A 20,844-nucleotide genomic window follows, 5' to 3' on the forward strand; every position below is an offset into this window, starting at 1 on the left:
GTTAATTTTATAGCAAACACTATATTTTCCAGGCATAATCATTCAAAAAATATGCAGCTTTGTACAAGTTGCATATTTTATAATACAATATTTGATATATTTCACAAAAAAATTCTTATAATAAACATTTAATAAACATTTCACTATAATAGACACAATACTTTATGAGGAGAGTTATTCATCATACAAAAAATTGTCTACTTCTTTTCCAATACTCCTCTCCTCATTACCGCTTTCAATCTTAATGGCAGAAACCAGCAGGTTAATCAACGCCATCGGAGCAGACGCAGTATTCAAAAACATCCTTGTGGTGCTGCGCACCGTCAGCAGATGATCCCCATACTTTGCCACCTCTGTCTCAGGACTGTCTGTAATACTTAGAACCTTTGCTCCCTTCTTCTTCGCATACCTGGCAAGCTGCCCTGTCATAAAATAATAATCCGGAAACGAAACCGCCACAAGCAGCGTATCCGCACTAATGGCAGGCAAAACCGCAAAGACACTTTCGCTCAGCTCAGAATTCGTAATCATGGATGAAATCTGTACTCCGGCCAGAGCAGAGGCAAGCCATTGACAAAGGATATGGGACATTCCCCTTCCGCATAATATAATTTTGGGAAATTTCAGGAAAAGCCTCGCAGCCTCCAAAATATGCCGGCTATTAAAATTCCTTGCATATTCGTCCATAAGCTCTCTTTCTTCCATACAAATTTCTTTTAGAAGACGTTCCTTATCGTTCAGCTCATATTCCGGCAGAACTGTGTTACCACATTCATTCTGGCGGTACATCGTCATCCTCCGGTTGGCATTAATGTACTTCCGCACCTCATACTTCACCTCATTAAAGCTGTTATACCCCAGCGCCTTACAGGTATTCAGGATTGTAATCTCTGTGATTCCCAGTTCCTTACTCATATCCTTCAAGGTAATGAAAGCCATTGTGTCAATATTTTTTTTCATGTAATCGGCAATCTGTCTCTGCTTCTTAGTCATAGACAGATACTGCCTCTCAATCCGCATAATGATATCTGTTTTCATTCGACCTTTATCCTGCTCTTTCTCATGATAAGAAAATTATACTATTTTTTGAATTTTTTCGCAACAGGTCTTGCATATTTCACAAAAAACGATTAATATAGTAAATACTATATTTCTTATTTTTAAATTTATAAAGGGGGATTTTACCATGAAAGACTATATTTTAGAGCAATTATCAGAACTAACATCCATTCCAAGTCCCTCCGGATATACCCAACGGATTACAGACCACGTACTGGAAAAGCTGCGTGACCTTGGATTTCAGCCGGAGCGTTCTAACAAGGGAAATGTAACGGTAACCTTGGGCGGGTCCCAAGATCCGCTGGTATTGTCAGCCCATCTGGACACGCTGGGCGCTATGGTAAGGACGATTAAGGATAATGGGCGTCTTAAGCCTACCACCATCGGCGGACACCAATGGGACACCTGTGATGGCGAAAACTGTACGGTACATACCCGCGACGGCCGCACCTACACAGGAGTGGTCTTAAACACTGAGCCTTCGGCACATGTAGCAGATAAAAAGCAGGAAAAGCTTGAAGGCAACATGGAGATTTTACTGGATGAAAATGTCTGCTCTGACAAAGAAGTGAAACAACTTGGCATCTGCAATGGGGACTTTATTGCCATGGAGCCCCGTACAGTCGTGACAGAGAGCGGGTATATCAAGAGCCGGTTCTTAGACGATAAGCTCTCTGCCGCCATCCTTCTGGGGCTTGCAAAGGCCGTACAGACAGGTGAGATTACCTTAAGCCGCAAGGTGACCCTTATGTTCACGGTTTATGAGGAAGTGGGGCACGGCGCCTCCTGTCTTCCGTCTGACACCAAAGACGTTATTTCCGTAGATATGGGATGTGTTGGTGATGACCTTGAATGTACGGAGCGTATGGTTTCCATCTGCGCAAAGGATTCCTTCGGACCTTATGATTATGCGCTTACCACCAGGCTGATTGAGCTTGCCAAGGAGCATGAGCTTGACTATGCTGTTGACATCTATCCTCGTTATTCCTCAGATGCCGACGCCGCGCTAAAAAGCGGGTATGACGTTCGCCATGGGCTGATTGGGCCTGGCGTGTACGCTTCCCACAATTACGAGCGCTCTCATACGGATGGAATGATGAACACTTATTATTTGTTGAAAGCATTTGTCGCACAGTAGAAAATATGGCTTGATACATGCTGAAATAAGCGTATCATTTTCGATATTCTGAAAATGATACGCTTATAAAATCCTAAAGCTTCTTAAATACCGGCTTTCGTCCCACAAATTCCGTATAATATCGAAAACCGCAGCTCTCTAATAACTCCGGCACCTTCTGAAAATCGTAAGCAACGTGCTCAGGCTTATGGGCGTCTGAACCAACCGTAAGAATCTCTCCTCCCATACCTCGATATCGCTTCAGCACATCCATATGGGGATGGGCGTAGGGAAGTCCGTACTTAAGGCCCGCAGTATTCAGCTCAATCCCCTTTCCATGTTCAATCAGATACCGAAGAATCTGGTCAATTATGTCGGCAAATCTGGCATAAGAATACTCTTCGGCCTGATGCCTTCCGTAACGCGTGACATAATCCAGATGCCCCAACACGTCAAAATCCTCCACAGCCTTAATATTCTCATAGGTCTCGGCAAATGTTTCCTCGTATGCATCCCCATCCCTTCGGCCTTCAAAAAATTCCTGGTAATAGGGATCCTTAGCCTTAATCAGATGGACGGAGCCGATTACAAAATCAAAGGGCTTCTGACTGACGTAATTCTGATAATACTCCCCCAGATGGGGCTGTAAACCAATCTCCACGCCGATACGAAGTGAAATTTTGTCCCTGTATTTCTCCTGCATTTTTCTTAACTTAGTAAAATACTGCGCAACATCAAAGGTCCACTGGTTTCCTTGGCTTATGTAGTCCTTGTCCTCGTGGTCTGTGATGCATACTGCATCCAGCCCCTTTCGGATAGCACTCTCCACCATTGCCTCTGGATTGGCCTCAGAATCCAATGAAAATTCTGTATGCATATGGCAGTCTGATAACATTTCTCATCCCTCCTATTTCTTCTATAATGTGTCTGGGGAAAGGATTGTACCGCCTCCAAGCACATAATCTCCGTCATAGAGCACCAGCGCCTGGCCTGGGGTCACAGCCCGCTGGGGTTCCTCGAACACACAGAGTATTTCATCTTCTCCAATCTTTTCTGCGGTACACCAAGCCCCCTTATGATTATAGCGTATCTTTGCCCAGACTCGCTTCTTTTCCATCAGATCATTAACCGACATAAAATTCACCTTGTTGGCCCTTACCTGCTTAGACAGGGCTTCCTCATGGCTGCCCACCACCACCTCGTTCGTCTCTGGACGAATCTTAAGCACAAATACCGGATGTCCCAAGGAAAGTCCCAAGCCCTTGCGCTGTCCTACGGTGTAATGTATGATTCCTTTATGCCGGCCTACCACAGTACCGTCAGACAGCACAAAATTGCCAGGAGAAATCCTCTCCCTGGCAGCGTCTGATACATTTTCCCCAATATAAGCAGCGTAATCCCCGTCTGGCACAAAGCAAATATCCTGGCTATCCGGCTTGTCAGCTACTCGAAGCCCGATCTTACCTGCCAGCTTACGAATCTCCTCTTTTGTATATTCCCCTACCGGCATCAGCGTATGGGCAAGCTGGTCCTGAGTCAGACTGTAGAGTGCATAAGTCTGGTCCTTCGCACCAGTCTGGGAAGTGCGAAGCGCATACCTCCCATTAGGCAAATGTTCTATCCGCGCATAATGTCCGGTTGCAATATAATCCGCCCCAATCTTAAGACTTCTCTTAAGGAGGGCCTCCCATTTGACTAAACGGTTACATGCAATACAAGGATTGGGGGTTCTTCCTTTCAGATACTCGTCCATGAAATAGTCAATCACATTTTCCCTGAACTCCTGCTTAAAATTCATGACATAGTAGGGAATCCCAAGTGCAGCGGCCACTCTTCTCGCATCCTCCACAGCGCTTAAGCCACAGCAGCCGCCTTGTTCTTCCTCTAAGGCTCTTTCCTCATCCTGCCAAATCTGCATGGTGACGCCCATAACGTCATATCCCTGTTCCTTCAAAAGCCAGGCTGCCACGGAGGAATCTACTCCTCCGGACATCCCGACCACCACCTTTTTCTTTTCGATCAATATTCTTCTTCCTCTCCCTCCTCGTCCTCGTGGATATCAGACTTTGGCTTTTTTAAGCCTTCAATCTTAATTCCATGCTTTTCTGCATAATCCCACAGTGCGGCGTGGATTGCCTCCTCTGCAAGCAAGGAGCAGTGGACCTTGACTGGCGGAAGTCCGTCTAATGCCTCCATAACCGCCTTGTTGGTTACCTTAAGAGCGTCATAGATGGATTTACCCTTCACAAGCTCTGTGGCCATACTGCTTGTAGCCACAGCCGCGCCGCAGCCGAAGGTCTTAAACTTCACATCCTTTATCACCTGCTCATCGTCAATATCCAGGTAAATCCTCATGATGTCACCACACTTAGCATTACCTACAGTGCCGACTCCGCTGGCATTGTCTATCTCTCCTACATTCCTTGGATTCTGGAAATGATCCATTACTTTTTCTGTATACATTCTATCTTCCTCCTGATTTGTTATCTATGATTTACTTCTGCTCCTTCTTCATAAAATCTTCATATAAAGGCGACATATTCCTAAGCTTCCCTACAATCTCCTTAAGGGAGTCCACCACATAGTCCATATCCTCTTTCGTCGTCTCCTCACTCAGAGTCAGCCTTAGGGAGCCGTGGGCAATCTCATGAGGCAGGCCGATGGCAAGGAGTACATGGGACGGATCTAAGGAGCCGGAGGTACAGGCCGAGCCGCTGGATGCGCAGATTCCTTTTCCATCCAACATAATTAAAAGAGATTCTCCCTCCACGAACTGGAAGCTAAAATTCCCATTATTGGGAAGCCTGTCCGTTCTATGACCGTTCAGACGGCAATAAGGAATCTCCTCCATCACACGCTCAATCAGGTAATCCCGAAGCTTGCTTTCCTTCTCGGCTCGCTCTGCCATGGTTGCCGCCGCACGTTTTACAGCAGCTCCAAGACCTACGATTCCCGGAACATTCTCCGTACCTGCCCTGCGCTTCCTCTCCTGAGCCCCGCCATGGACAAATGAGCGAATCTTCACACCCTTACGGATATATAAGAAGCCGATTCCCTTTGGTCCATTCAGCTTATGGCCGCTGGCGCTTAACATGTCGATATGATATTCATCAACATGGATCGGCACCTGTCCAAAGGCCTGAACCGCGTCCGTATGGAAAAGAATCCCCTTTTCATGGGCAATCTCGCCAATCTCCCTGATGGGCTGAATGGTTCCAATCTCATTGTTGGCAAACATGACAGAAATCAATATTGTAGTTGGACGGATGGCTTTTTTCAAGTCATCAAGCTTCACCTTCCCGTCTTCATCCACATCAAGATATGTTACTTCAAATCCTCTCTTTTCCAGATATTCTGCCGTATGGAGGATCGCATGATGCTCAATCTTTGTCGTAATAATATGATTCCCTTTATCTCCATATGCTTCGGCAGCCGCCTTAAGCGCCCAGTTGTCAGCCTCCGAGCCTCCTGCTGTAAAATAAATCTCGTTGCTCTTTGCCCCCAGAACGCCGGCAATAATATCCCTCTGCCCGCTGATTACCTCCTTATTGCCGGCTGCAAAGCTGTAAACGCTGGAAGGATTGCCAAACTTCTCTGTAAAATATGGAAGCATTGCTTCTACCACCTCTGGCGCCGTTTTTGTTGTTGCCGCATTGTCTAAATATATCAGTTTTTCCATAAATATTCTTTTCCTCCGTTTCCAATTTATCGTCTATTTATTCCCTCACGGGGAGACGGACTTAGTCCGACATAATATAGCTCTACCGGTTACACTTGGGATTCTCAAGCTCTCCTTTGGGATTCACCGTCCGGCTCTCTAAAACCAACTCGTCTAACATCATGTGGTCTACCGTCTCATTAATACTCTCGTTAATCTTCTGCCATACATACTTGGTCACACATCCCTCCGCCGCCATACATCCCTCCTCGGAATAAAACGCCGCGCACTTTACCGGCTCAAGACTACCCTCCAATGCACGAAGCACGTCTCCTACGGAAATCTCCCTGACATTCCTTGCCAGTACATACCCGCCTGTGGCGCCGCGGATGCTGCGCACCAGACCAGCCTTCTTAAGAAGGCCCACCAACTGCTCAAGATAACGCTCCGAGATATCCTGGCGCGCTGCTATCGAACTGATGGAAACCGGCTCGTCCTCACTGTACCTGGCCAAATCAATCATCGCACGAAGCCCGTATCTTCCTTTCGTAGAAAGCTTCACTTACTCACCTTCTTTTTAATTCCTAGTTAATTGCTAGGATATTTTCCATATGTAGGATAACACCGCTTTTTTGTTCTGTCAAGTCCTAATACGGAATATGTTTTAATAAACAGCAGCAATGCCGGTATCCTCCGGCGTCAGGAGTTATTATGTCACGAAAACATACGATTCTCAAGGGCACCTTTATCTTAACAATGACTGGGTTTGCCACTCGGTTTATGGGATTTTTTTATCGTATCTTCTTAAGCCATACCTTCGGTGAGGAAGGAGTCGGCCTCTATCAGCTTGTATTTCCAATCTACGCACTGTGCTTTTCTCTCACTTGCGTCGGCATTGAGCTTGCTCTCTCCCGCTGTATCGCTGCCCGCATGACCCATGGAAAGCAAAAGGAGGCCCGCGAGCTTCTCTATACCAGCCTCTTTCTTACGGTCACAGCCTCTATCCTTGTCACCCTCGTTCTGCAAAGATACGCTATGCCTATTTCTGAAGTATTTCTGCACGAGCCGCGGTGCGCCGACCTGCTGATTATCCTCTCCTATGCATTTCCATTTGCATCGGTGCATAGCTGCATCTGCGGGTATTATTTCGGTCTGAAGCAAACCGGTATTCCTGCTATCTCCCAATTTGTAGAGCAGACGGCAAGGATTTTAAGCGTCTACCTGCTGTACCTGTATGGAATTCGTTCAGGAATCCATTTCGGCGTATCCATCGCAGTTGCCGGCATGATTGCAGGAGAAATCTTCTCCTCCATCTTCTGCCTGCACGCTTTGTTTGGCAAAAATGTCCTGGCTTCCCTGTCCCGTTTCCATTTCCGCGGATGTTTGAAGCACAGCCGTGAACTGCTATCCCTCTCTGTACCGCTGACCGCAAGCCGAGTGCTGTTAAACCTCTTACAGAGTATCGAGGCCGTGTCCATCCCTGTCCGCTTGCAGCACTATGGGATGTCCCTTTCGGAATCCTTAAGCACTTATGGGGTACTTACAGGTATGGCCCTGCCCTGTATCCTGTTTCCCTCTGCCATCACAAATTCTGTGTCAACCATGCTTCTTCCCACCGTGGCAGAAATCCAGGCCCTCAACCACAGAAAGGAGTTATCCGCGCTGATTCAGAAGGTGACTTATTCCTGTATCTTTCTCGGCAGCATTTGCTGTGTGAGCCTGTTAAGCTTCGGAAAATGGATAGGAGCCATCCTGTTCCACAGTCCTATGGCGGGAGACTACATCATTACCCTTGCCTGGATGTGTCCCTTTCTGTATACGAATAACACTCTGATTAGCATGATTAACGGAATCGGAAAGACGACCCTTTCCTTTTGTATCAACTTCTCAAGCCTTGGAATCCGAATCGTCAGCGTCTTCCTTATGATTCCCTTGTTCGGAATCGAGGGATATCTGTGGGGACTGTTAGCAAGCCAGGTCTGTATTTTCCTTTTCTGTCTTGCATATCTTAAGTATTATCTGCGCAAAACTGCATAAATCATAACCAATGAGTGAAATATCTGTGAAAAATACTCTGAATTCATAGACATTACGGACACAATCCTTTAAAATTATAGATACGAAAGGGCATACATAACGGTGTGCCCTTTCGGTATAACTTTTAGAGCAGTATAAAAATATTTACGGTGTAAGACAGGAGGTTTATAACATATATGAGTACACGTAAGAAAAAAAAGAACGGGCTTGTCTATCTGCTTCTTCTGATTGTCCTTGTTCTTTGTATTTTTGTTTTTTTGGGGATTAAACAGCAAAAGGATGCCATGGCGGCAAGACCTATGGCGGCAAAACTAGAGCCATGGAAGTTAGATGCTGCATTTTCCGGCAAAGATTTTAGCGAAGCTTCTCTGTCTCAGATCCAATGCCAAAAAGACGGGTATGTGGACGACAGCTATGTAGAAATTGTGAATCAGCAGTTATCCGTTATTCCCTCATATCTTCAGGATGCGTTTGTGAAGGACGGATGGTCTGTCTATGTGACTGACCTAGACATTGGACAGACCTATTATCCCGGACAGTTTGATATGGTTATGGCTACCACCAACTATGATGAGAGCCGGATTCTGATTGAGGACAGAATGGATGCGGTACGGGAATCTCCCATTCATGAAGTAGGCCATTGGTTCGATATCTATCTTGGTTTAGCGTCTAATACGGAAATATTTACAGGAATCTACAATGAAGAGAGCGCCGCTTTTATTCGGGCATACGGAACGGACTGTGTAAGAGACGAGATGGAATTCTTCGCAGAAGGCTTCTGGTATTACATTGTTAATCCCGCCAAGCTCCAATCCGTAAGCCCCCAGCTATACCAATTTATCCATTCTCTGTATTGCTATTTCCGTATACACAGAACCTGGTATGAGTACAGCAGTATCTTTGCATAGAATAAAACCTGCGCCCTTTCGATTTATGAGAGGGTCTTTATAAACAACTCCATGATGATGGGATTCACATAACATTCCAGCAGAATCCCTAGAGAGACAAACAGAATCATGCTGACCGTCTTGGACAGGTTCCACTTGGACTCTGGATAGGTAAAGATATACCACAAAAGCACGATATAACCTGCCCCATAGAACACGAAATGGGGTGTCAGCGCAATCAGGCAGAGAATGACTCCCTTGACACCCATTTTCAAAACCGCCGACGTCATGAGCATCCCTCCGCAAAAGCCTGTCCATGCCAGGAAAGTCCCTGCAACGGCTTTGCGGAGTCTGGTACAGCCCAGGGCGGCCACCAGCACAAGGGGAACGACTCTCACTCTGATGACATACCACATGTATTCCATCACGTCAATCTCCGCCTGACTGTACTGGGTCAGAAAGAATTCATTGAAAATCCCCATGCTGGCAATATAATCCTTGGACATCACATTCCCATAGACAATCCCAATCAAAAAACCCAGCATACAAAACACGATTAAAAACTTCTTGTTTTCCTGTATCCTCACAAAAGCTCCTCCCTCTGTTCAAGATACTTCATTATATGCCGGGTATCCTATTATATTCTTTTATTTATATCCTTTTATTTTTCTGTCTCGTTCATTCTTGTGTATCTGTTAGGACATCTTTAACTACTTGAGATACTTCGACTCGTACGCCAGAAGCGCCGCGATGGTCTTGGAATCCTCAATCTTTCCTGTGAAGATCATCTCCTTTAATTCATCTATGGTATACGCCTTTACCTCCACATACTCCCCTTCATCCAGCTTCTGGGACGCAGGGATCAAATCTTTTGCCACATAAATCTCAATCTTCTCATTACAGAAGGCAACCGTTGTCCTAAGCGTAAGCAGCCATTCCAGCTTCTCAGAGCGATACCCTGTTTCTTCCTCCAACTCCCTTCTTGAACACTCAAGCCCCGATTCATCCGGTGTATCCAGCTTTCCCGCCGGAATCTCAAGGGTCTTTCTGTCAAGTGCGTTCCGATACTGCTGTACCATCAGAATCCTTCCGTCCTCCATCACAGGCACAACTGCCGCCGCACCGTCATGCTGAATAAAATCCCATTCTGCCGTACCTCCGTTTGGAAACTCTATATAGTCCTTGTATACACTGAGAATAGCCCCCTTATAGATTAACTTTCTTCCTGTCCGTTTAATTTCATCACTCATGCTTTATTACCATCCCTTTATCGAAAATTGCTGCACCTTTATTACATCTGAATACACGCCTAAATATAAAAATAAGGAAAGCCCTAAACTCTTTCAATTCAAGACTTTCCTTAGTTTTCATATCAATCTTTCCTGCAAAACCTTACTTAGCATAGCTTGTAACCCGTGATTCACGAATCACATTCACCTTAATCTGTCCGGGATATTCTAACTCATACTCAATCTGCTTCGCAATATCCCTTGCCATTAATACCATGTCTGCATCAGATACCTGCTCTGGAACTACCATAACTCGAATCTCTCTACCTGCTTGAATCGCAAAAGATTTATCAACCCCCTTGAACTGGTTGGTGATATCTTCTAATTGTTTTAACCTGTTTGTGTATGTTTCTAATGTCTCTCGTCTTGCGCCTGGCCTTGCGGCTGAAATCGTATCTGCCGCTTGTACCACACAGGCAACCAGACTTTCTGGTTCTACGTCGCCATGATGCGCCTCAACTGCATTGATAACCGTTGCGGATTCTTTGTACTTTCTGCAAAGATCCACACCAATCTGGATATGTGAGCCCTCCACATCATGATCGATAGATTTGCCCACATCGTGTAAAAGTCCGGCACGCTTGGCGATTCTGACATCCAGTCCAATCTCGCCAGCCAAAAGCCCAGCCAGTTGTGAAACTTCAATCGAATGCTTCAATGCATTCTGTCCATAACTGGTTCTAAACTTCATACGGCCAAGTAATCGGATTAGTTCCGGATGGATTCCATGAACTCCCACTTCCAGGGCCGCCGCCTCTCCTTCTTCTCGAATCATGGCATCTACTTCTTTCTGCGCTTTTTCAACCATCTCCTCAATTCTTGCCGGATGAATTCGTCCGTCAACAATCAATTTCTCCAGCGCAATCCTCGCGACCTCTCTGCGGATTGGATCAAAACCGGACAATACAACCGCCTCCGGTGTATCGTCAATGATCAGCTCAACACCCGTCATCGTCTCCAATGTACGGATATTGCGCCCCTCACGCCCAATAATCCTTCCCTTCATCTCATCGCTTGGAAGCTGCACGACCGAAATCGTAGTCTCCGCAACATGATCTGCCGCACATCTCTGGATTGCAGTCACGACATATTCCTTTGCCTTCTTGTCTGCTTCTTCCTTCGCCTGCGCCTCTAATTCCTTAATCATCTTAGCGGTGTCATGTTTTACATCGTCTTCAACAGTTTTTAACAAATATTCTTTTGCTTGTTCGGAGGTAAGTCCTGAGATTCTTTCTAGTTCCTGTACTCTCTGGCTGCCCAGCTCTTCCACTTTCGCTTCGCGCTGTCTTAGCTGTTCTTCCTTTGCTGTAAATCCTGCCTCACGCTTCTCAATGGCGTCTGCTTTCTTATCTAAAGCCTCTTCCTTGGAAAGAACGCGCTTCTCATAGCGTTGTAACTCATTCCTGCGTTCCTTAGTCTCTTTTTCAAGTTCATTCTTGTTCCTGATAGACTCTTCTTTAATCTCCAAGAGAGACTCCTTCTTCTTTGCCTCAGCCGTCTTTACTGCATCATCAATAATCTCCCTGGCTTTCGTCTCCGCATTCCCAATCTTAGAATCTGCATTCTTCTTAAGATTGGAAACTGTCAGGAAATGACTGATGACTGCCGCTGCCGCGATCAGCACAACTCCTACAGCAATCCATATTCCATTCGGCACAGGAGCACCTCCTTATTCAGTTTTCATTGTACAACTACAACACTTAAATTCTATACTGTTTTGACGAAGATGTCAAGCATTCCGCCCATAACATTTGAACATCTGCATATATGTCAGTTACTGTTCAATCAAAACATGTATCAGTAAGGTTCATGAATCTCCATCACCTGACGAATCTCGTCATACTTAAACCCCTTGCGCATCAAGTAGCCGGCTATCTTTTGCTTCTGGGTGTAGTCCGCCGTATCTGAATTGAACTTCTTCTTACGCAGAAGACTCTCAATGGCAGCCTTAGAAGCCTCCCCGTCATAGTATTCCTCCAAAGCCTGATTTACATCTTCTCTGGCAATCCCCTTTTGGCACAGGGCGGCATAGAGCTCTTTTCGACTCTTCCTGTTCTTACGCCCTTCTATAAAGCTGCGGGCATATTCCACATCATTCAGATAGCCAAAGGACTTCACGTAAGCTAGCGCTTCCTTTGCGACGCTCTCAGGATATCCTCCCTGCAAAAGCTTCCCGCGAAGCTGGGCCTCTGTGCGCCCCATGTCATTTAACAGATGCAAAGCTCTGGCCTTAGCCCTTTTTAGAACCACCTTCTGAAGAATCTCCTGATAAACCTCTTCTGCCAGTTCCCTCTCTGCCTCTATATGATATCTGGACAGCTCTCCCTTATACAAAACAAATGAGGGCTGCTCGTCCACATATACCTGGAACCTGGTCTTCGTCACAGGCTCAATCTTCGTTACCGTCATATCTGTTCCACATACTTCCTAAACTAAATCATCATCCTCTGTATCCGACTCCTTTGACATGTTATTGACGTCTGCCTCAGGCTCCTCTGACGCTTCTTCTGCCTTCTCCGGCTCCTTGGCCTTCCCAGACGCCTTCTTGCCGCCCTTCTTGCCGCCGTCCTTTAACATAGGCTTCACATTCTTGTCCTCCAGCGGCGCATCCTCCCCGATCTGATAGTGGCTGCGTATCTTCGCTTCCAGCTCCTCCATCACCTCCGGATGCTCCTTCAGATAGGTCTTAGCATTCTCTCGTCCCTGCCCGATCTTGTCTCCATTGTAGGCAAACCAGGCGCCGCTCTTGCTTACCAGCTTTAAATCCACGGCTAAATCCAGGATATCACCTTCCTTGGAAATCCCCTTCCCGAACATGATGTCAAACTCCGCCTCCTTAAACGGCGGCGCAATCTTATTCTTCACCACCTTCACACGGGTTCGGTTCCCCACCATGTCTCCGCTCTGCTTAAGGGTCTCAATCCTTCTGACATCCATACGTATGGACGCGTAGAACTTAAGAGCGCGTCCTCCCGTCGTAGTCTCCGGATTCCCGAACATGACGCCCACCTTCTCACGGAGCTGGTTAATAAAGATTACGACACAGTTGGACTTACTGATTACAGGCGTCAGCTTGCGGAGAGCCTGGGACATCAACCTCGCCTGAAGCCCCACATGGCTGTCTCCCATATCCCCTTCAATCTCCTGCTTGGGCACCAGCGCCGCAACAGAATCCACAACGATAATATCCATGGCTCCAGAGCGCACCATGGTCTCCGTAATCTCAAGAGCCTGGTCACCGCTGTCCGGCTGTGAGATATACAGTTCGTCAATGTCAACGCCGATATTCTTGGCATAAACCGGATCCAGCGCATGCTCTGCGTCAATAAATCCGGCAATTCCTCCCCTTTTTTGCACCTCTGCAATCATATGTAGCGCAACCGTGGTCTTACCGCTGGATTCCGGTCCATATACCTCCACAATCCTTCCGCGGGGAACTCCGCCAAGCCCTAATGCCAGGTCAAGACTTAAGGAGCCTGTAGGAATGGTCTCCACCGTTACCTGTGCCTTGGGATCACCAAGCTTCATAACCGTACCTTTTCCAAAATCCTTCTCAAGCTTCGCTATCGCAGCATCCAATGCCTTTTTCTTATCTTCATTTGCCATCTTACAATCTCCTTCTGCTCTACGAACGAATGTTCGTTTTCTAAATAATATACTAGTATACTTGTTACAAAATGTCAACACCCAATTCAGGAAAATACAGGAAAAACTTTGGACTTATTCAGACGTACATTTTAGAAACTGTTCAGAAAAACATAAATTCATCAGACCACTCTAACGTCTCTGACTGTTTTTAAAATACCATACTTTCTCTCTTTTTGTCAACCACAGGCTTCCAAATCTTGTATTTCCAGGTTAAAGCAGCGCCAGCTTCGTAATCCAAAGAAGGGCCCAGTTCATATCTCTCTCCCTCACATCCTTTTTGGTTACCACCTGATAAGAAGCAATCTCCTCCCCTTCAAGGAAATACCTGACGCTTCCCACCACGTCCCCCTCATGCACAGGCGCCCTTAAGGAATCCTTCAACTCGGTCTTTACCTGAACTCCCTCGTCTGCCCGAAGAAGCAGAGAAATCTCATCCTTGCCCTCCACTTGGACCGGAACCAAAAGCTCTGTCTCATATGGCATTTTCTCCTCCACGCCATTTTTTACCTTCACCTCTGGCAAAGCTACGTCCTCCCACACATCCCTGTACTGGTAGTTGGCAATCCCATACTCCATCAATTTGCGGGTATCCTTCCATTTATAGCTCTTATTATTTGGCCAGCCGCATGCCAAAAGAGCCACAATAAAGGTCCTTCCGTCCCGTTCTAACGCCCCCACATAGCAGTAGCCTGCATCCGAAGTAAAGCCGGTCTTTCCAGTCAGCGCCCCCTCCATCATATCCAGGAACGCATTGTGGTTGACACAGGAAAAGCGGCGGCTCCCTTCCACATCGCTGAACTGGTAATTCTTTGTCCGTGTAATCTCAAGAAATTCCTCCCTTTTGGGGGACTGCATAATACAGTAGCGCATAATCGTCGCCAAATCTCTTGCCGTGGTGGAGTGTATCCCGTCCTCGTCGCTGTCGTCCAGCCCGTTTGGGGTCACAAAATGGGTATCGTGACATCCAAGCTCCTCTGCCTTCTGGTTCATCAGCTTCGCAAATTCCTCCACCGTACCTGAAATGCCCTCCGCAATCACCACAGCGCTGTCATTGTGGGATTCCAGCATCAGTGAATACAAAAGATCCTTAAGATAGAACTGCTCCTGGTCTTTGACGCCAAGCTTGACCTTGGGCCTTCCCGCCGCATAAGCCGAAGCCGTCACCACCTGCCCTTCCTCCTGGTTTTCAAGCGCCAGGATACAGGTCATAATCTTGGTGGTGCTTGCCATAGGCCGAAGCTCATTTTCTTCTTTTCCAAATAAAACACGCCCACTGTCAGCATCCATCAAGACTGCTGACCGGGCGTATAACTCCGTTGGAGCCTTTGCCCGTTCCTCTGCCCCCACCAGAATATTTCCGTATCCAGAGAGCAACAAACAAATCACGAGACTCCATACTATCATTTTCTTTTTCATCCGCCACACCACATATCACAACATTACTGCAATATATGTAAACATCTTCCCACCTATTCCTGAAAATCTCCTCGTCTTCCCAATGCCGCCTTAATCAGATATCCAGCTTAAGCTGCACCTCTTCCTCTGCCTCCTCCTTGAAGCTCTCCATCTGCTCGGCGTTTAAGCTTGGCAGGTCATCCACAGACTGGACGCTGAAACGCCTTAAAAATTCCTCCGTAGTCCCAAACAAAATCGGTTTTCCCGGCGCATCAAGCCTTCCGCACTCACACACCAGATTATACTCCACCAGCTTATTGACGGCATGATCCGACTTCACCCCACGAATCTTCTCAACCTCCAGCTTGGTCACAGGCTGCTTGTATGCAATAATCGACAGCGTCTCAAGAAGAACATCCGTCAGCACATACTTTTTCGGCTGCTTTGCCACGCGAATCAGATACTCATAAGTCTCCTTCTTTGTACACATCTGAAACGCGTCCTGAAGCTCAATCACCCGAATTCCCCTGTCCTCTGACTCATACTTATCCATCAGCCTGTGTATAATCCTGCGGGTCGTATCCTTGTCATGCCCGATTGCGGCTGCAATCTTCTCCAATTCCACGGAATTCCCCATGGTAAAAAGTACTGCTTCTATAACTCCCTCTAATCTGCTAATTTCCACTTCGTCCATAATCCCTTTCCACCTCTTAGACTCCTAAGCCCGTCATCCCTTTTAGGCAAATGCCTTGGACTGAATCATAATCTCATCAAAAGGATGCTCCTGCTCAATCACAATGGTCCCCTCCTTCATCAACTGTAGGATAGCCAGAAAGGTCACCACAATCTGTATCTTAGAGCCCTGGCTTTCAAGCAGCTCCCGAAACAAAAATCTTTTATGCCCCTTGGCATATTCCGCTACATAATGGAGTTTATCCGGCAGCGTTACTTCTTCTTTTTCAATCTTTCCAAACTTACTCCGAACAGGGTCAATCTTATCCACCCGCCTTTTCATCACTTCCCTGAACACCTTATGAAGATGGGAAAGGGTAAGCTCTCCAAGCAGCTCGTCCAGATTCACTGGCTCCTCGTACTCCCGCACCTCGTCTGGAATGGTAGGCAGTTTGTACATCACCTGCTCTCCCTCCACCTGTCTGTCTCTCAGCTCATAAGACATATATTTATACATCTTATATTCCAATAGCTGAGCAACCAACTCCTGGCGCGGGTCTTCCTCCTCCCCTTCCTCATTGACCTCTTTGGGAAGCAGCATCCGGCACTTGATATCCAAAAGCGTCGCCGCCATCACCAAGAACTCACTCATAATGTTCAGATCTTCCTTCTCCATGGCCTTGATGTAATCCATATACTGATTTGTAATCTCCACAATCGGAATATCGTAGATATCAATCTTATTTTTATCAATTAAATGCAGCAATAAATCCAACGGTCCTTCAAAGACCTGCAGTTTTACCGGAATCCCCATAGAACTCTCCTAAATATATCCTCTGATTACTCATTATCTTCTTAAATTACAACCGTACTATTATACAGGATAATTTCCGTTTCCACAAGTTCCAGATTAAAATTCCATCACCACAATCTCCGCTGGATTAAACAGCCGGATTGGGACAGAATGTACGCCAAGCCCCTTGCTCACCACAGCAGTCCCATCCCCAATCTCATAACATCCTCCGGAATAGTTGGGAAACAGGGTGAAGTCCGGCGCCACCACGCCCCCGATAAACGGAATACGCATTACCCCACCATGGTAATGCCCCGACAGAATAAGATCTGCCCCCCAGTCATGGTAAGCTGGAATATGGGCCGGATGATGCGCCATCAATATCTCATATGCCTCCCCTGCTTCACCGATTCTGGCCTCAATGTCAGCCTTGCTAATTCGATTCCTCGTCCACCTCTCATACCCTAGAAGGGGGATCTCAAGACCTGTAATCCGGATTCTGTTTTCATCCCACAAAAGAGTCACGGATTCATTCTCCAGGAAACGAATCCCCGCCTTCTCAAGCTGTCTCTTATAATCCCAAAAGGAACGCTTATATTTCCTTGGACGCTCCTTCATCTTCTGCTCGTGGTTGCCGTTGGCATAATACACCGGACAGACAGCCGGAAGCCGCGACAAAAATTTCACCGTATGCTCATAGGAGGAATGGTCCTTGCGAAGCAGCATATCTCCTCCCACCAGAATTAAGTCCGGCTTCTCCCTGACAACGGCGCGAAAAAGAGGCTCATTCTCTTTTCCGTAACAATAGTTGTGCAGATCGCTTAGAAAAATAATCTTCTTTGGCTTCTTAAGATTGGAAAGCTTTTGGGATATGATCCTATAGCGTGTCACATGGAAGCAGCGCAGCTCACGCGCCAGCTCTCCCACCGCCAGAACCATGAACACTCCTATTATCTTTATCAATATTCTCAATATTCTTCTCTCCTTTTCATCTTGGATAATTATATAATTATTCCTGTCAATTTGCAAATAGATATGTTAGAATAAATCTAAAAGAAATATTATTTATTAAGGGAGGTTTATTCATATGACTGTACCAGAAAGGATCTCGGCCCTTCGCGCTCTCATGGAGGAAAAAGGGTACGACGCATACCTGATTCCTACAGACGACAATCATCAGAGCGAATATGTAGGAGAGCATTTTAAGGCAAGGGCATTTATGACAGGTTTTACCGGCTCTGCCGGAACCGCTGTTATTACGAAGACAGAGGCAGGACTTTGGACAGACGGCAGATACTTTATTCAGGCGGCAAATCAGCTTGAGGGAAGCGGAGTTACACTGTTTAAGATGGGGCAGCCCGACGTTCCAACCCTTGAGGACTATATCGCGGACGTCATTCCAGAAGGAGGCACGCTGGGATTTGACGGACGAGTAGTGGCCATGGGAGAAGGACAGGCCTTAATGTCCGCACTCCTTCCCAAGAATGGTAAGATTGACTATTCAGCGGATTTAGTAGATAAGATTTGGGAGGACCGTCCGCCGTTGTCCGAGAAGCCGGCATTTGCCCTGGGAATCGAATATACAGGCGAGAGTACGGCAGACAAGCTGACCCGCATCAGGGAGGCCATGAAGCAGGAGGGAGCCAACGTCCATATCCTTGCTGCGCTGGATGATATCTGCTGGACCACCAACTTAAGAGGCGATGATATCGAGTATTTTCCCCTTCTTCTTTCCTACGCCATCATTACTATGGAGGATATGAAGCTTTATGTAGACGAACGTAAGCTAACTGCCGAGATGAAGGAGACTCTGGCAAAAGATGGTATTTCCATCCACCCGTACAACGCCGTTTACGAGGATGTCAAGAACTTGAAGGCCGAGGACAGCGTACTTGTTGACCCGTCAAGGCTGAATTACGCCCTTTACAACAATATTCCGAAAGGGGCGAAGGTCATTGAGAAGATGAATCCGGAAGTGCTGATGAAGGCAATGAAGAATGACACTGAGCTTAAGAACATTATCAATGCCCATATCAAGGACGGTGTGGCAGTCACCAGATTCATGTACTGGCTGAAGAAGAATATTGGAAAGACAAAGATTACGGAAATCAGCGCCGCCGAAAAGCTTGATTCCTTCCGAAAGGAGCAGGAGGGCTATCTGTGGCAGAGCTTTGAGCCAATCTGTGGCTCTGGAGAGCACGCCGCTATCGTTCACTACGCTGCCACCCCTGAAACCAATGTTCCAGTCACTACCAACGGCTTGTTCCTGACGGACACAGGCGGCGGATATATGGAGGGCTCTACGGACATTACAAGAACCTTTGCCTTCGGAGAGATTACAGACCGGATGAAAGAGGATTTCACGACAGTGCTTCTGTGCAACCTGCATCTGGCCCGCGCCGTATTCCCTCACGGTATCTCCGGCTTTAACCTGGATGCCATGGCAAGGATGCCTGCCTGGGAGCGGGGACTGGACTATAATCACGGAACAGGCCACGGCGTGGGTTATCTGATGAACATCCACGAGGCTCCCGCTGGTTTCCGCTGTGCAGTCCGCGAAAAGGAAAAGGCTCCTCTTGAGGCAGGCATGGTCATCACCAATGAACCAGGGCTTTATATTGAAGGCTCTCACGGTATCCGCACCGAGAATGAGCTGGTGATAAGAAAAGGCCCAAAGACAGAGTACGGACAGTTCCTTTATTTTGAGCCGATCACCTATGTTCCCATTGATTTGGACGCGGTCAAGCCGGATATGATGAGACAGGAGGATAAGGAGCAGTTGAACGCTTATCATGCAAAGGTATACGAACTCGTTTCCCCCCCATCTCAATGATGAGGAGAGGGAATGGCTTAAGGAGTATACAAGGGCTATTTAAGTTTATCCTGCTCTGAATATAGCAATAAAAAAATCATGCATCAAAGGGTGCATGATTTTTTTTATTTATTCCCTATTGACATTCTTAAATATCTGTGCTTTAATACATTTATAGTTAATTACTCAACTAACTAACCACTCAAGCAACTAGCAAATAGAGCAAGGAGGATTTCCATGAAACTAAACCTTGACCAAGAAAAGCCTATTTTCATCCAGATTGCCGAAGGCATTGAGGACGGAATCTTAACAGGGGCATTTCCGGAGGAAAGTCAGATACCTTCCATCACGGAATTTTCCGTTAATTATAAGATTAATCCCGCCACAGCCCTCAAAGGAATCAATCTGCTGGTGGATGAAGCAATCATTTTCAAAAAAAGGGGGGTCGGCATGTTTGTAGCACAGGGAGCCGTAAGTAAACTGCAAAAGAAAAGACAAGACCAGTTCTATAATAATTATATCAGCAGGCTGGTAGAGGAAGCTAAGAGACTGGGAATTACCAGTGACGAGATTATCGCAATGATTGAAAGGGGATTTGTACAATGAGCAGAATCGAAGTAAAAGACGTATCCAAGTCATTTAAAGACACACAGGCGCTCTCCTGCGTCAACCTGTGTTTTGAGGAGAATACCATCTACGGCCTCCTTGGAAGAAACGGCGCCGGCAAGTCCACTCTCCTTAACATTATCAACAACCGTCTGTTTGCCGACAGCGGCAGGGTCACCCTCGATAATAAAAGCCTTACCGAGAATACCGACGCGCTCTCCTCATGTTTTCTCGCCAATGAAAGCAACCTGTATCCGGAGGGGATGAAGGTTTCGCAGGCGTTGAAGTGGAGCCAGGAATTTTACCCTGATTTTGACAGGGAATATGCAAAGAAGCTTTGCGAGAGCTTTAAGCTGCCCGTGAAAAAGAAAATCAAAGACCTGTCAACCGGATACCGGTCCATTTTCCAAAATATTGTCGCCTTGTCCGTGAACGTACCCTTCGTATTCCTGGACGAACCGGTTCTGGGCCTTGACGCCTGCCACAGAGATTTATTCTACCGAACTCTGATTGAGAAATACTCTGAGCAGCCCTTTACCATTGTAATCTCCACCCATCTAATTGAGGAGGCAGCGAATCTAATCGAGCATGTGGTTATCATTAAAAATGGGGAGATTATACGCAATGAACCCTTGGATACCCTTCTTGACAGCGGCTACTGTATCAGCGGGCCTGGGGCAAAGATTGACGCATATATGGAAGGGAAAGAGGTTATCGGAGTGGACACCTTGGGCGGGTTAAAGACCGCTTATGTCATGGGCGCTCCTGCTTCCCAGCTTCCCTCAGGAACAGAAGTTTCCAAAATGGACCTGCAGAAATTATTCATCCGTCTGACGGATGGCGCCTAACGAACCAGTGATTCAAATAGAAA

20 protein-coding genes and 1 pseudogene are annotated in these 20,844 nt (G+C 46.7%); 6 read left to right on the forward strand and 15 right to left on the reverse strand.

Annotation, left to right across the window (positions count from 1 at the left end; translation table 11 throughout):
- Positions 1 to 174: 174 nt before the first annotated feature.
- A complete protein-coding gene (locus GN277_RS13240; protein ID WP_159751468.1) occupies positions 175 to 1,038 on the reverse strand; it encodes a MurR/RpiR family transcriptional regulator in 864 nt (287 codons plus the stop codon).
- Positions 1,039 to 1,186: 148 nt separating this feature from the next.
- Between GN277_RS13240 and GN277_RS13245 the strand changes: the two genes are divergently transcribed.
- Entirely contained in the window at positions 1,187 to 2,197 is a 1,011-nt protein-coding gene (locus tag GN277_RS13245; RefSeq protein ID WP_159751469.1) for a M42 family metallopeptidase, read from the forward strand.
- 73 nt (positions 2,198 to 2,270) lie between these two features.
- Here GN277_RS13245 and GN277_RS13250 read toward each other — a convergent pair whose 3' ends face one another.
- The 5 genes from GN277_RS13250 to GN277_RS13270 all read right to left on the reverse strand — a co-directional run bounded on the left by GN277_RS13250 (position 2,271) and on the right by GN277_RS13270 (position 6,396).
- Positions 2,271 to 3,071, reverse strand: coding sequence for a histidinol-phosphatase HisJ family protein (locus GN277_RS13250; RefSeq protein WP_159751470.1), 801 nt, complete (start codon positions 3,069 to 3,071; stop codon positions 2,271 to 2,273).
- Positions 3,072 to 3,092: 21 nt separating this feature from the next.
- On the reverse strand, positions 3,093 to 4,196 hold the full coding sequence (gene mnmA / locus GN277_RS13255) for a tRNA 2-thiouridine(34) synthase MnmA (RefSeq protein ID WP_159756747.1): 1,104 nt from the start codon (positions 4,194 to 4,196) through the stop codon (positions 3,093 to 3,095).
- A complete protein-coding gene (gene nifU, locus GN277_RS13260; protein ID WP_159751471.1) occupies positions 4,196 to 4,639 on the reverse strand; it encodes a Fe-S cluster assembly scaffold protein NifU in 444 nt (147 codons plus the stop codon). The genes mnmA and nifU overlap by 1 nt, the downstream gene beginning before the upstream one ends.
- Before the next feature lie 31 nt (positions 4,640 to 4,670).
- The gene (nifS, locus tag GN277_RS13265) at positions 4,671 to 5,855 is read right to left on the reverse strand and encodes a cysteine desulfurase NifS (RefSeq protein WP_159751472.1); all 1,185 of its coding nucleotides are present in this window, start codon (positions 5,853 to 5,855) and stop codon (positions 4,671 to 4,673) included.
- An 82-nt stretch (positions 5,856 to 5,937) separates the two neighbouring features.
- Positions 5,938 to 6,396, reverse strand: coding sequence for an RrF2 family transcriptional regulator (locus GN277_RS13270; protein WP_159751473.1), 459 nt, complete (start codon positions 6,394 to 6,396; stop codon positions 5,938 to 5,940).
- Positions 6,397 to 6,545: 149 nt separating this feature from the next.
- On the opposite strand from GN277_RS13270, the gene GN277_RS13275 reads away from it, so the two are divergent.
- Both GN277_RS13275 and GN277_RS13280 read left to right on the forward strand, forming a co-directional pair.
- Complete coding sequence (locus GN277_RS13275; RefSeq protein ID WP_159751474.1) at positions 6,546 to 7,871, forward strand: polysaccharide biosynthesis protein; 1,326 nt, start codon at positions 6,546 to 6,548, stop codon at positions 7,869 to 7,871.
- Positions 7,872 to 8,047: 176 nt separating this feature from the next.
- Entirely contained in the window at positions 8,048 to 8,779 is a 732-nt protein-coding gene (locus tag GN277_RS13280) for an anthrax toxin lethal factor-related metalloendopeptidase (protein ID WP_159751475.1), read from the forward strand.
- A 23-nt stretch (positions 8,780 to 8,802) separates the two neighbouring features.
- Here GN277_RS13280 and GN277_RS13285 read toward each other — a convergent pair whose 3' ends face one another.
- From GN277_RS13285 to GN277_RS13325, 9 genes are all read right to left on the reverse strand, one after another.
- Entirely contained in the window at positions 8,803 to 9,345 is a 543-nt protein-coding gene (locus GN277_RS13285) for a stage II sporulation protein M (protein WP_244324707.1), read from the reverse strand.
- 123 nt (positions 9,346 to 9,468) lie between these two features.
- A complete protein-coding gene (locus tag GN277_RS13290) occupies positions 9,469 to 10,008 on the reverse strand; it encodes an NUDIX domain-containing protein (RefSeq protein ID WP_159751476.1) in 540 nt (179 codons plus the stop codon).
- Between the two features lie 142 nt (positions 10,009 to 10,150).
- Positions 10,151 to 11,704, reverse strand: coding sequence for a ribonuclease Y (gene rny / locus GN277_RS13295; RefSeq protein ID WP_159751477.1), 1,554 nt, complete (start codon positions 11,702 to 11,704; stop codon positions 10,151 to 10,153).
- A 140-nt stretch (positions 11,705 to 11,844) separates the two neighbouring features.
- A complete protein-coding gene (locus tag GN277_RS13300; protein WP_159751478.1) occupies positions 11,845 to 12,456 on the reverse strand; it encodes a regulatory protein RecX in 612 nt (203 codons plus the stop codon).
- An 18-nt stretch (positions 12,457 to 12,474) separates the two neighbouring features.
- Entirely contained in the window at positions 12,475 to 13,653 is a 1,179-nt protein-coding gene (gene recA / locus GN277_RS13305; RefSeq protein ID WP_159751479.1) for a recombinase RecA, read from the reverse strand.
- Between the two features lie 252 nt (positions 13,654 to 13,905).
- On the reverse strand, positions 13,906 to 15,099 hold the full coding sequence (locus tag GN277_RS13310; RefSeq protein WP_244324708.1) for a D-alanyl-D-alanine carboxypeptidase family protein: 1,194 nt from the start codon (positions 15,097 to 15,099) through the stop codon (positions 13,906 to 13,908).
- A 106-nt stretch (positions 15,100 to 15,205) separates the two neighbouring features.
- On the reverse strand, positions 15,206 to 15,784 hold the full coding sequence (gene scpB / locus GN277_RS13315; RefSeq protein WP_204162748.1) for an SMC-Scp complex subunit ScpB: 579 nt from the start codon (positions 15,782 to 15,784) through the stop codon (positions 15,206 to 15,208).
- Positions 15,785 to 15,826: 42 nt separating this feature from the next.
- A complete protein-coding gene (locus GN277_RS13320) occupies positions 15,827 to 16,576 on the reverse strand; it encodes a segregation and condensation protein A (RefSeq protein WP_159751481.1) in 750 nt (249 codons plus the stop codon).
- A 96-nt stretch (positions 16,577 to 16,672) separates the two neighbouring features.
- On the reverse strand, positions 16,673 to 17,527 hold the full coding sequence (locus GN277_RS13325) for a metallophosphoesterase (RefSeq protein ID WP_244324709.1): 855 nt from the start codon (positions 17,525 to 17,527) through the stop codon (positions 16,673 to 16,675).
- Positions 17,528 to 17,642: 115 nt separating this feature from the next.
- Here GN277_RS13325 and GN277_RS13330 point away from each other — a divergent pair.
- From GN277_RS13330 to GN277_RS13340, 3 genes and pseudogenes are all read left to right on the forward strand, one after another.
- Positions 17,643 to 19,431, forward strand: a pseudogene (locus tag GN277_RS13330) (aminopeptidase P family protein).
- 173 nt (positions 19,432 to 19,604) lie between these two features.
- Entirely contained in the window at positions 19,605 to 19,973 is a 369-nt protein-coding gene (locus GN277_RS13335) for a GntR family transcriptional regulator (RefSeq protein ID WP_159751482.1), read from the forward strand.
- A complete protein-coding gene (locus tag GN277_RS13340; protein ID WP_159751483.1) occupies positions 19,970 to 20,821 on the forward strand; it encodes an ATP-binding cassette domain-containing protein in 852 nt (283 codons plus the stop codon). The genes GN277_RS13335 and GN277_RS13340 overlap by 4 nt, the downstream gene beginning before the upstream one ends.
- The last annotated feature ends 23 nt before the right edge of the window (positions 20,822 to 20,844 follow it).

Origin of the sequence: Sporofaciens musculi (assembly GCF_009830285.1) — a bacterium.
Taxonomy (GTDB): domain Bacteria; phylum Bacillota; class Clostridia; order Lachnospirales; family Lachnospiraceae; genus Sporofaciens; species Sporofaciens musculi.

Excerpts from the sequence above, each read along its gene's own strand:
- nifS (WP_159751472.1), bottom strand. The coding sequence starts at position 5,855 with ATGGAAAAACTGATATATTTAGACAATGCGGCAACAACAAAAACGGCG.
- GN277_RS13310 (WP_244324708.1), bottom strand. The coding sequence starts at position 15,099 with ATGATAGTATGGAGTCTCGTGATTTGTTTGTTGCTCTCTGGATACGGA.
- GN277_RS13290 (WP_159751476.1), bottom strand. The coding sequence starts at position 10,008 with ATGAGTGATGAAATTAAACGGACAGGAAGAAAGTTAATCTATAAGGGG.
- GN277_RS13340 (WP_159751483.1), top strand. The coding sequence starts at position 19,970 with ATGAGCAGAATCGAAGTAAAAGACGTATCCAAGTCATTTAAAGACACA.
- GN277_RS13335 (WP_159751482.1), top strand. The coding sequence starts at position 19,605 with ATGAAACTAAACCTTGACCAAGAAAAGCCTATTTTCATCCAGATTGCC.
- GN277_RS13240 (WP_159751468.1), bottom strand. The coding sequence starts at position 1,038 with ATGAAAACAGATATCATTATGCGGATTGAGAGGCAGTATCTGTCTATG.
- recA (WP_159751479.1), bottom strand. The coding sequence starts at position 13,653 with ATGGCAAATGAAGATAAGAAAAAGGCATTGGATGCTGCGATAGCGAAG.
- GN277_RS13275 (WP_159751474.1), top strand. The coding sequence starts at position 6,546 with ATGTCACGAAAACATACGATTCTCAAGGGCACCTTTATCTTAACAATG.
- GN277_RS13280 (WP_159751475.1), top strand. The coding sequence starts at position 8,048 with ATGAGTACACGTAAGAAAAAAAAGAACGGGCTTGTCTATCTGCTTCTT.
- GN277_RS13320 (WP_159751481.1), bottom strand. The coding sequence starts at position 16,576 with ATGGGGATTCCGGTAAAACTGCAGGTCTTTGAAGGACCGTTGGATTTA.
- scpB (WP_204162748.1), bottom strand. The coding sequence starts at position 15,784 with ATGGACGAAGTGGAAATTAGCAGATTAGAGGGAGTTATAGAAGCAGTA.
- GN277_RS13245 (WP_159751469.1), top strand. The coding sequence starts at position 1,187 with ATGAAAGACTATATTTTAGAGCAATTATCAGAACTAACATCCATTCCA.
- nifU (WP_159751471.1), bottom strand. The coding sequence starts at position 4,639 with ATGTATACAGAAAAAGTAATGGATCATTTCCAGAATCCAAGGAATGTA.
- GN277_RS13300 (WP_159751478.1), bottom strand. The coding sequence starts at position 12,456 with ATGACGGTAACGAAGATTGAGCCTGTGACGAAGACCAGGTTCCAGGTA.
- GN277_RS13250 (WP_159751470.1), bottom strand. The coding sequence starts at position 3,071 with ATGTTATCAGACTGCCATATGCATACAGAATTTTCATTGGATTCTGAG.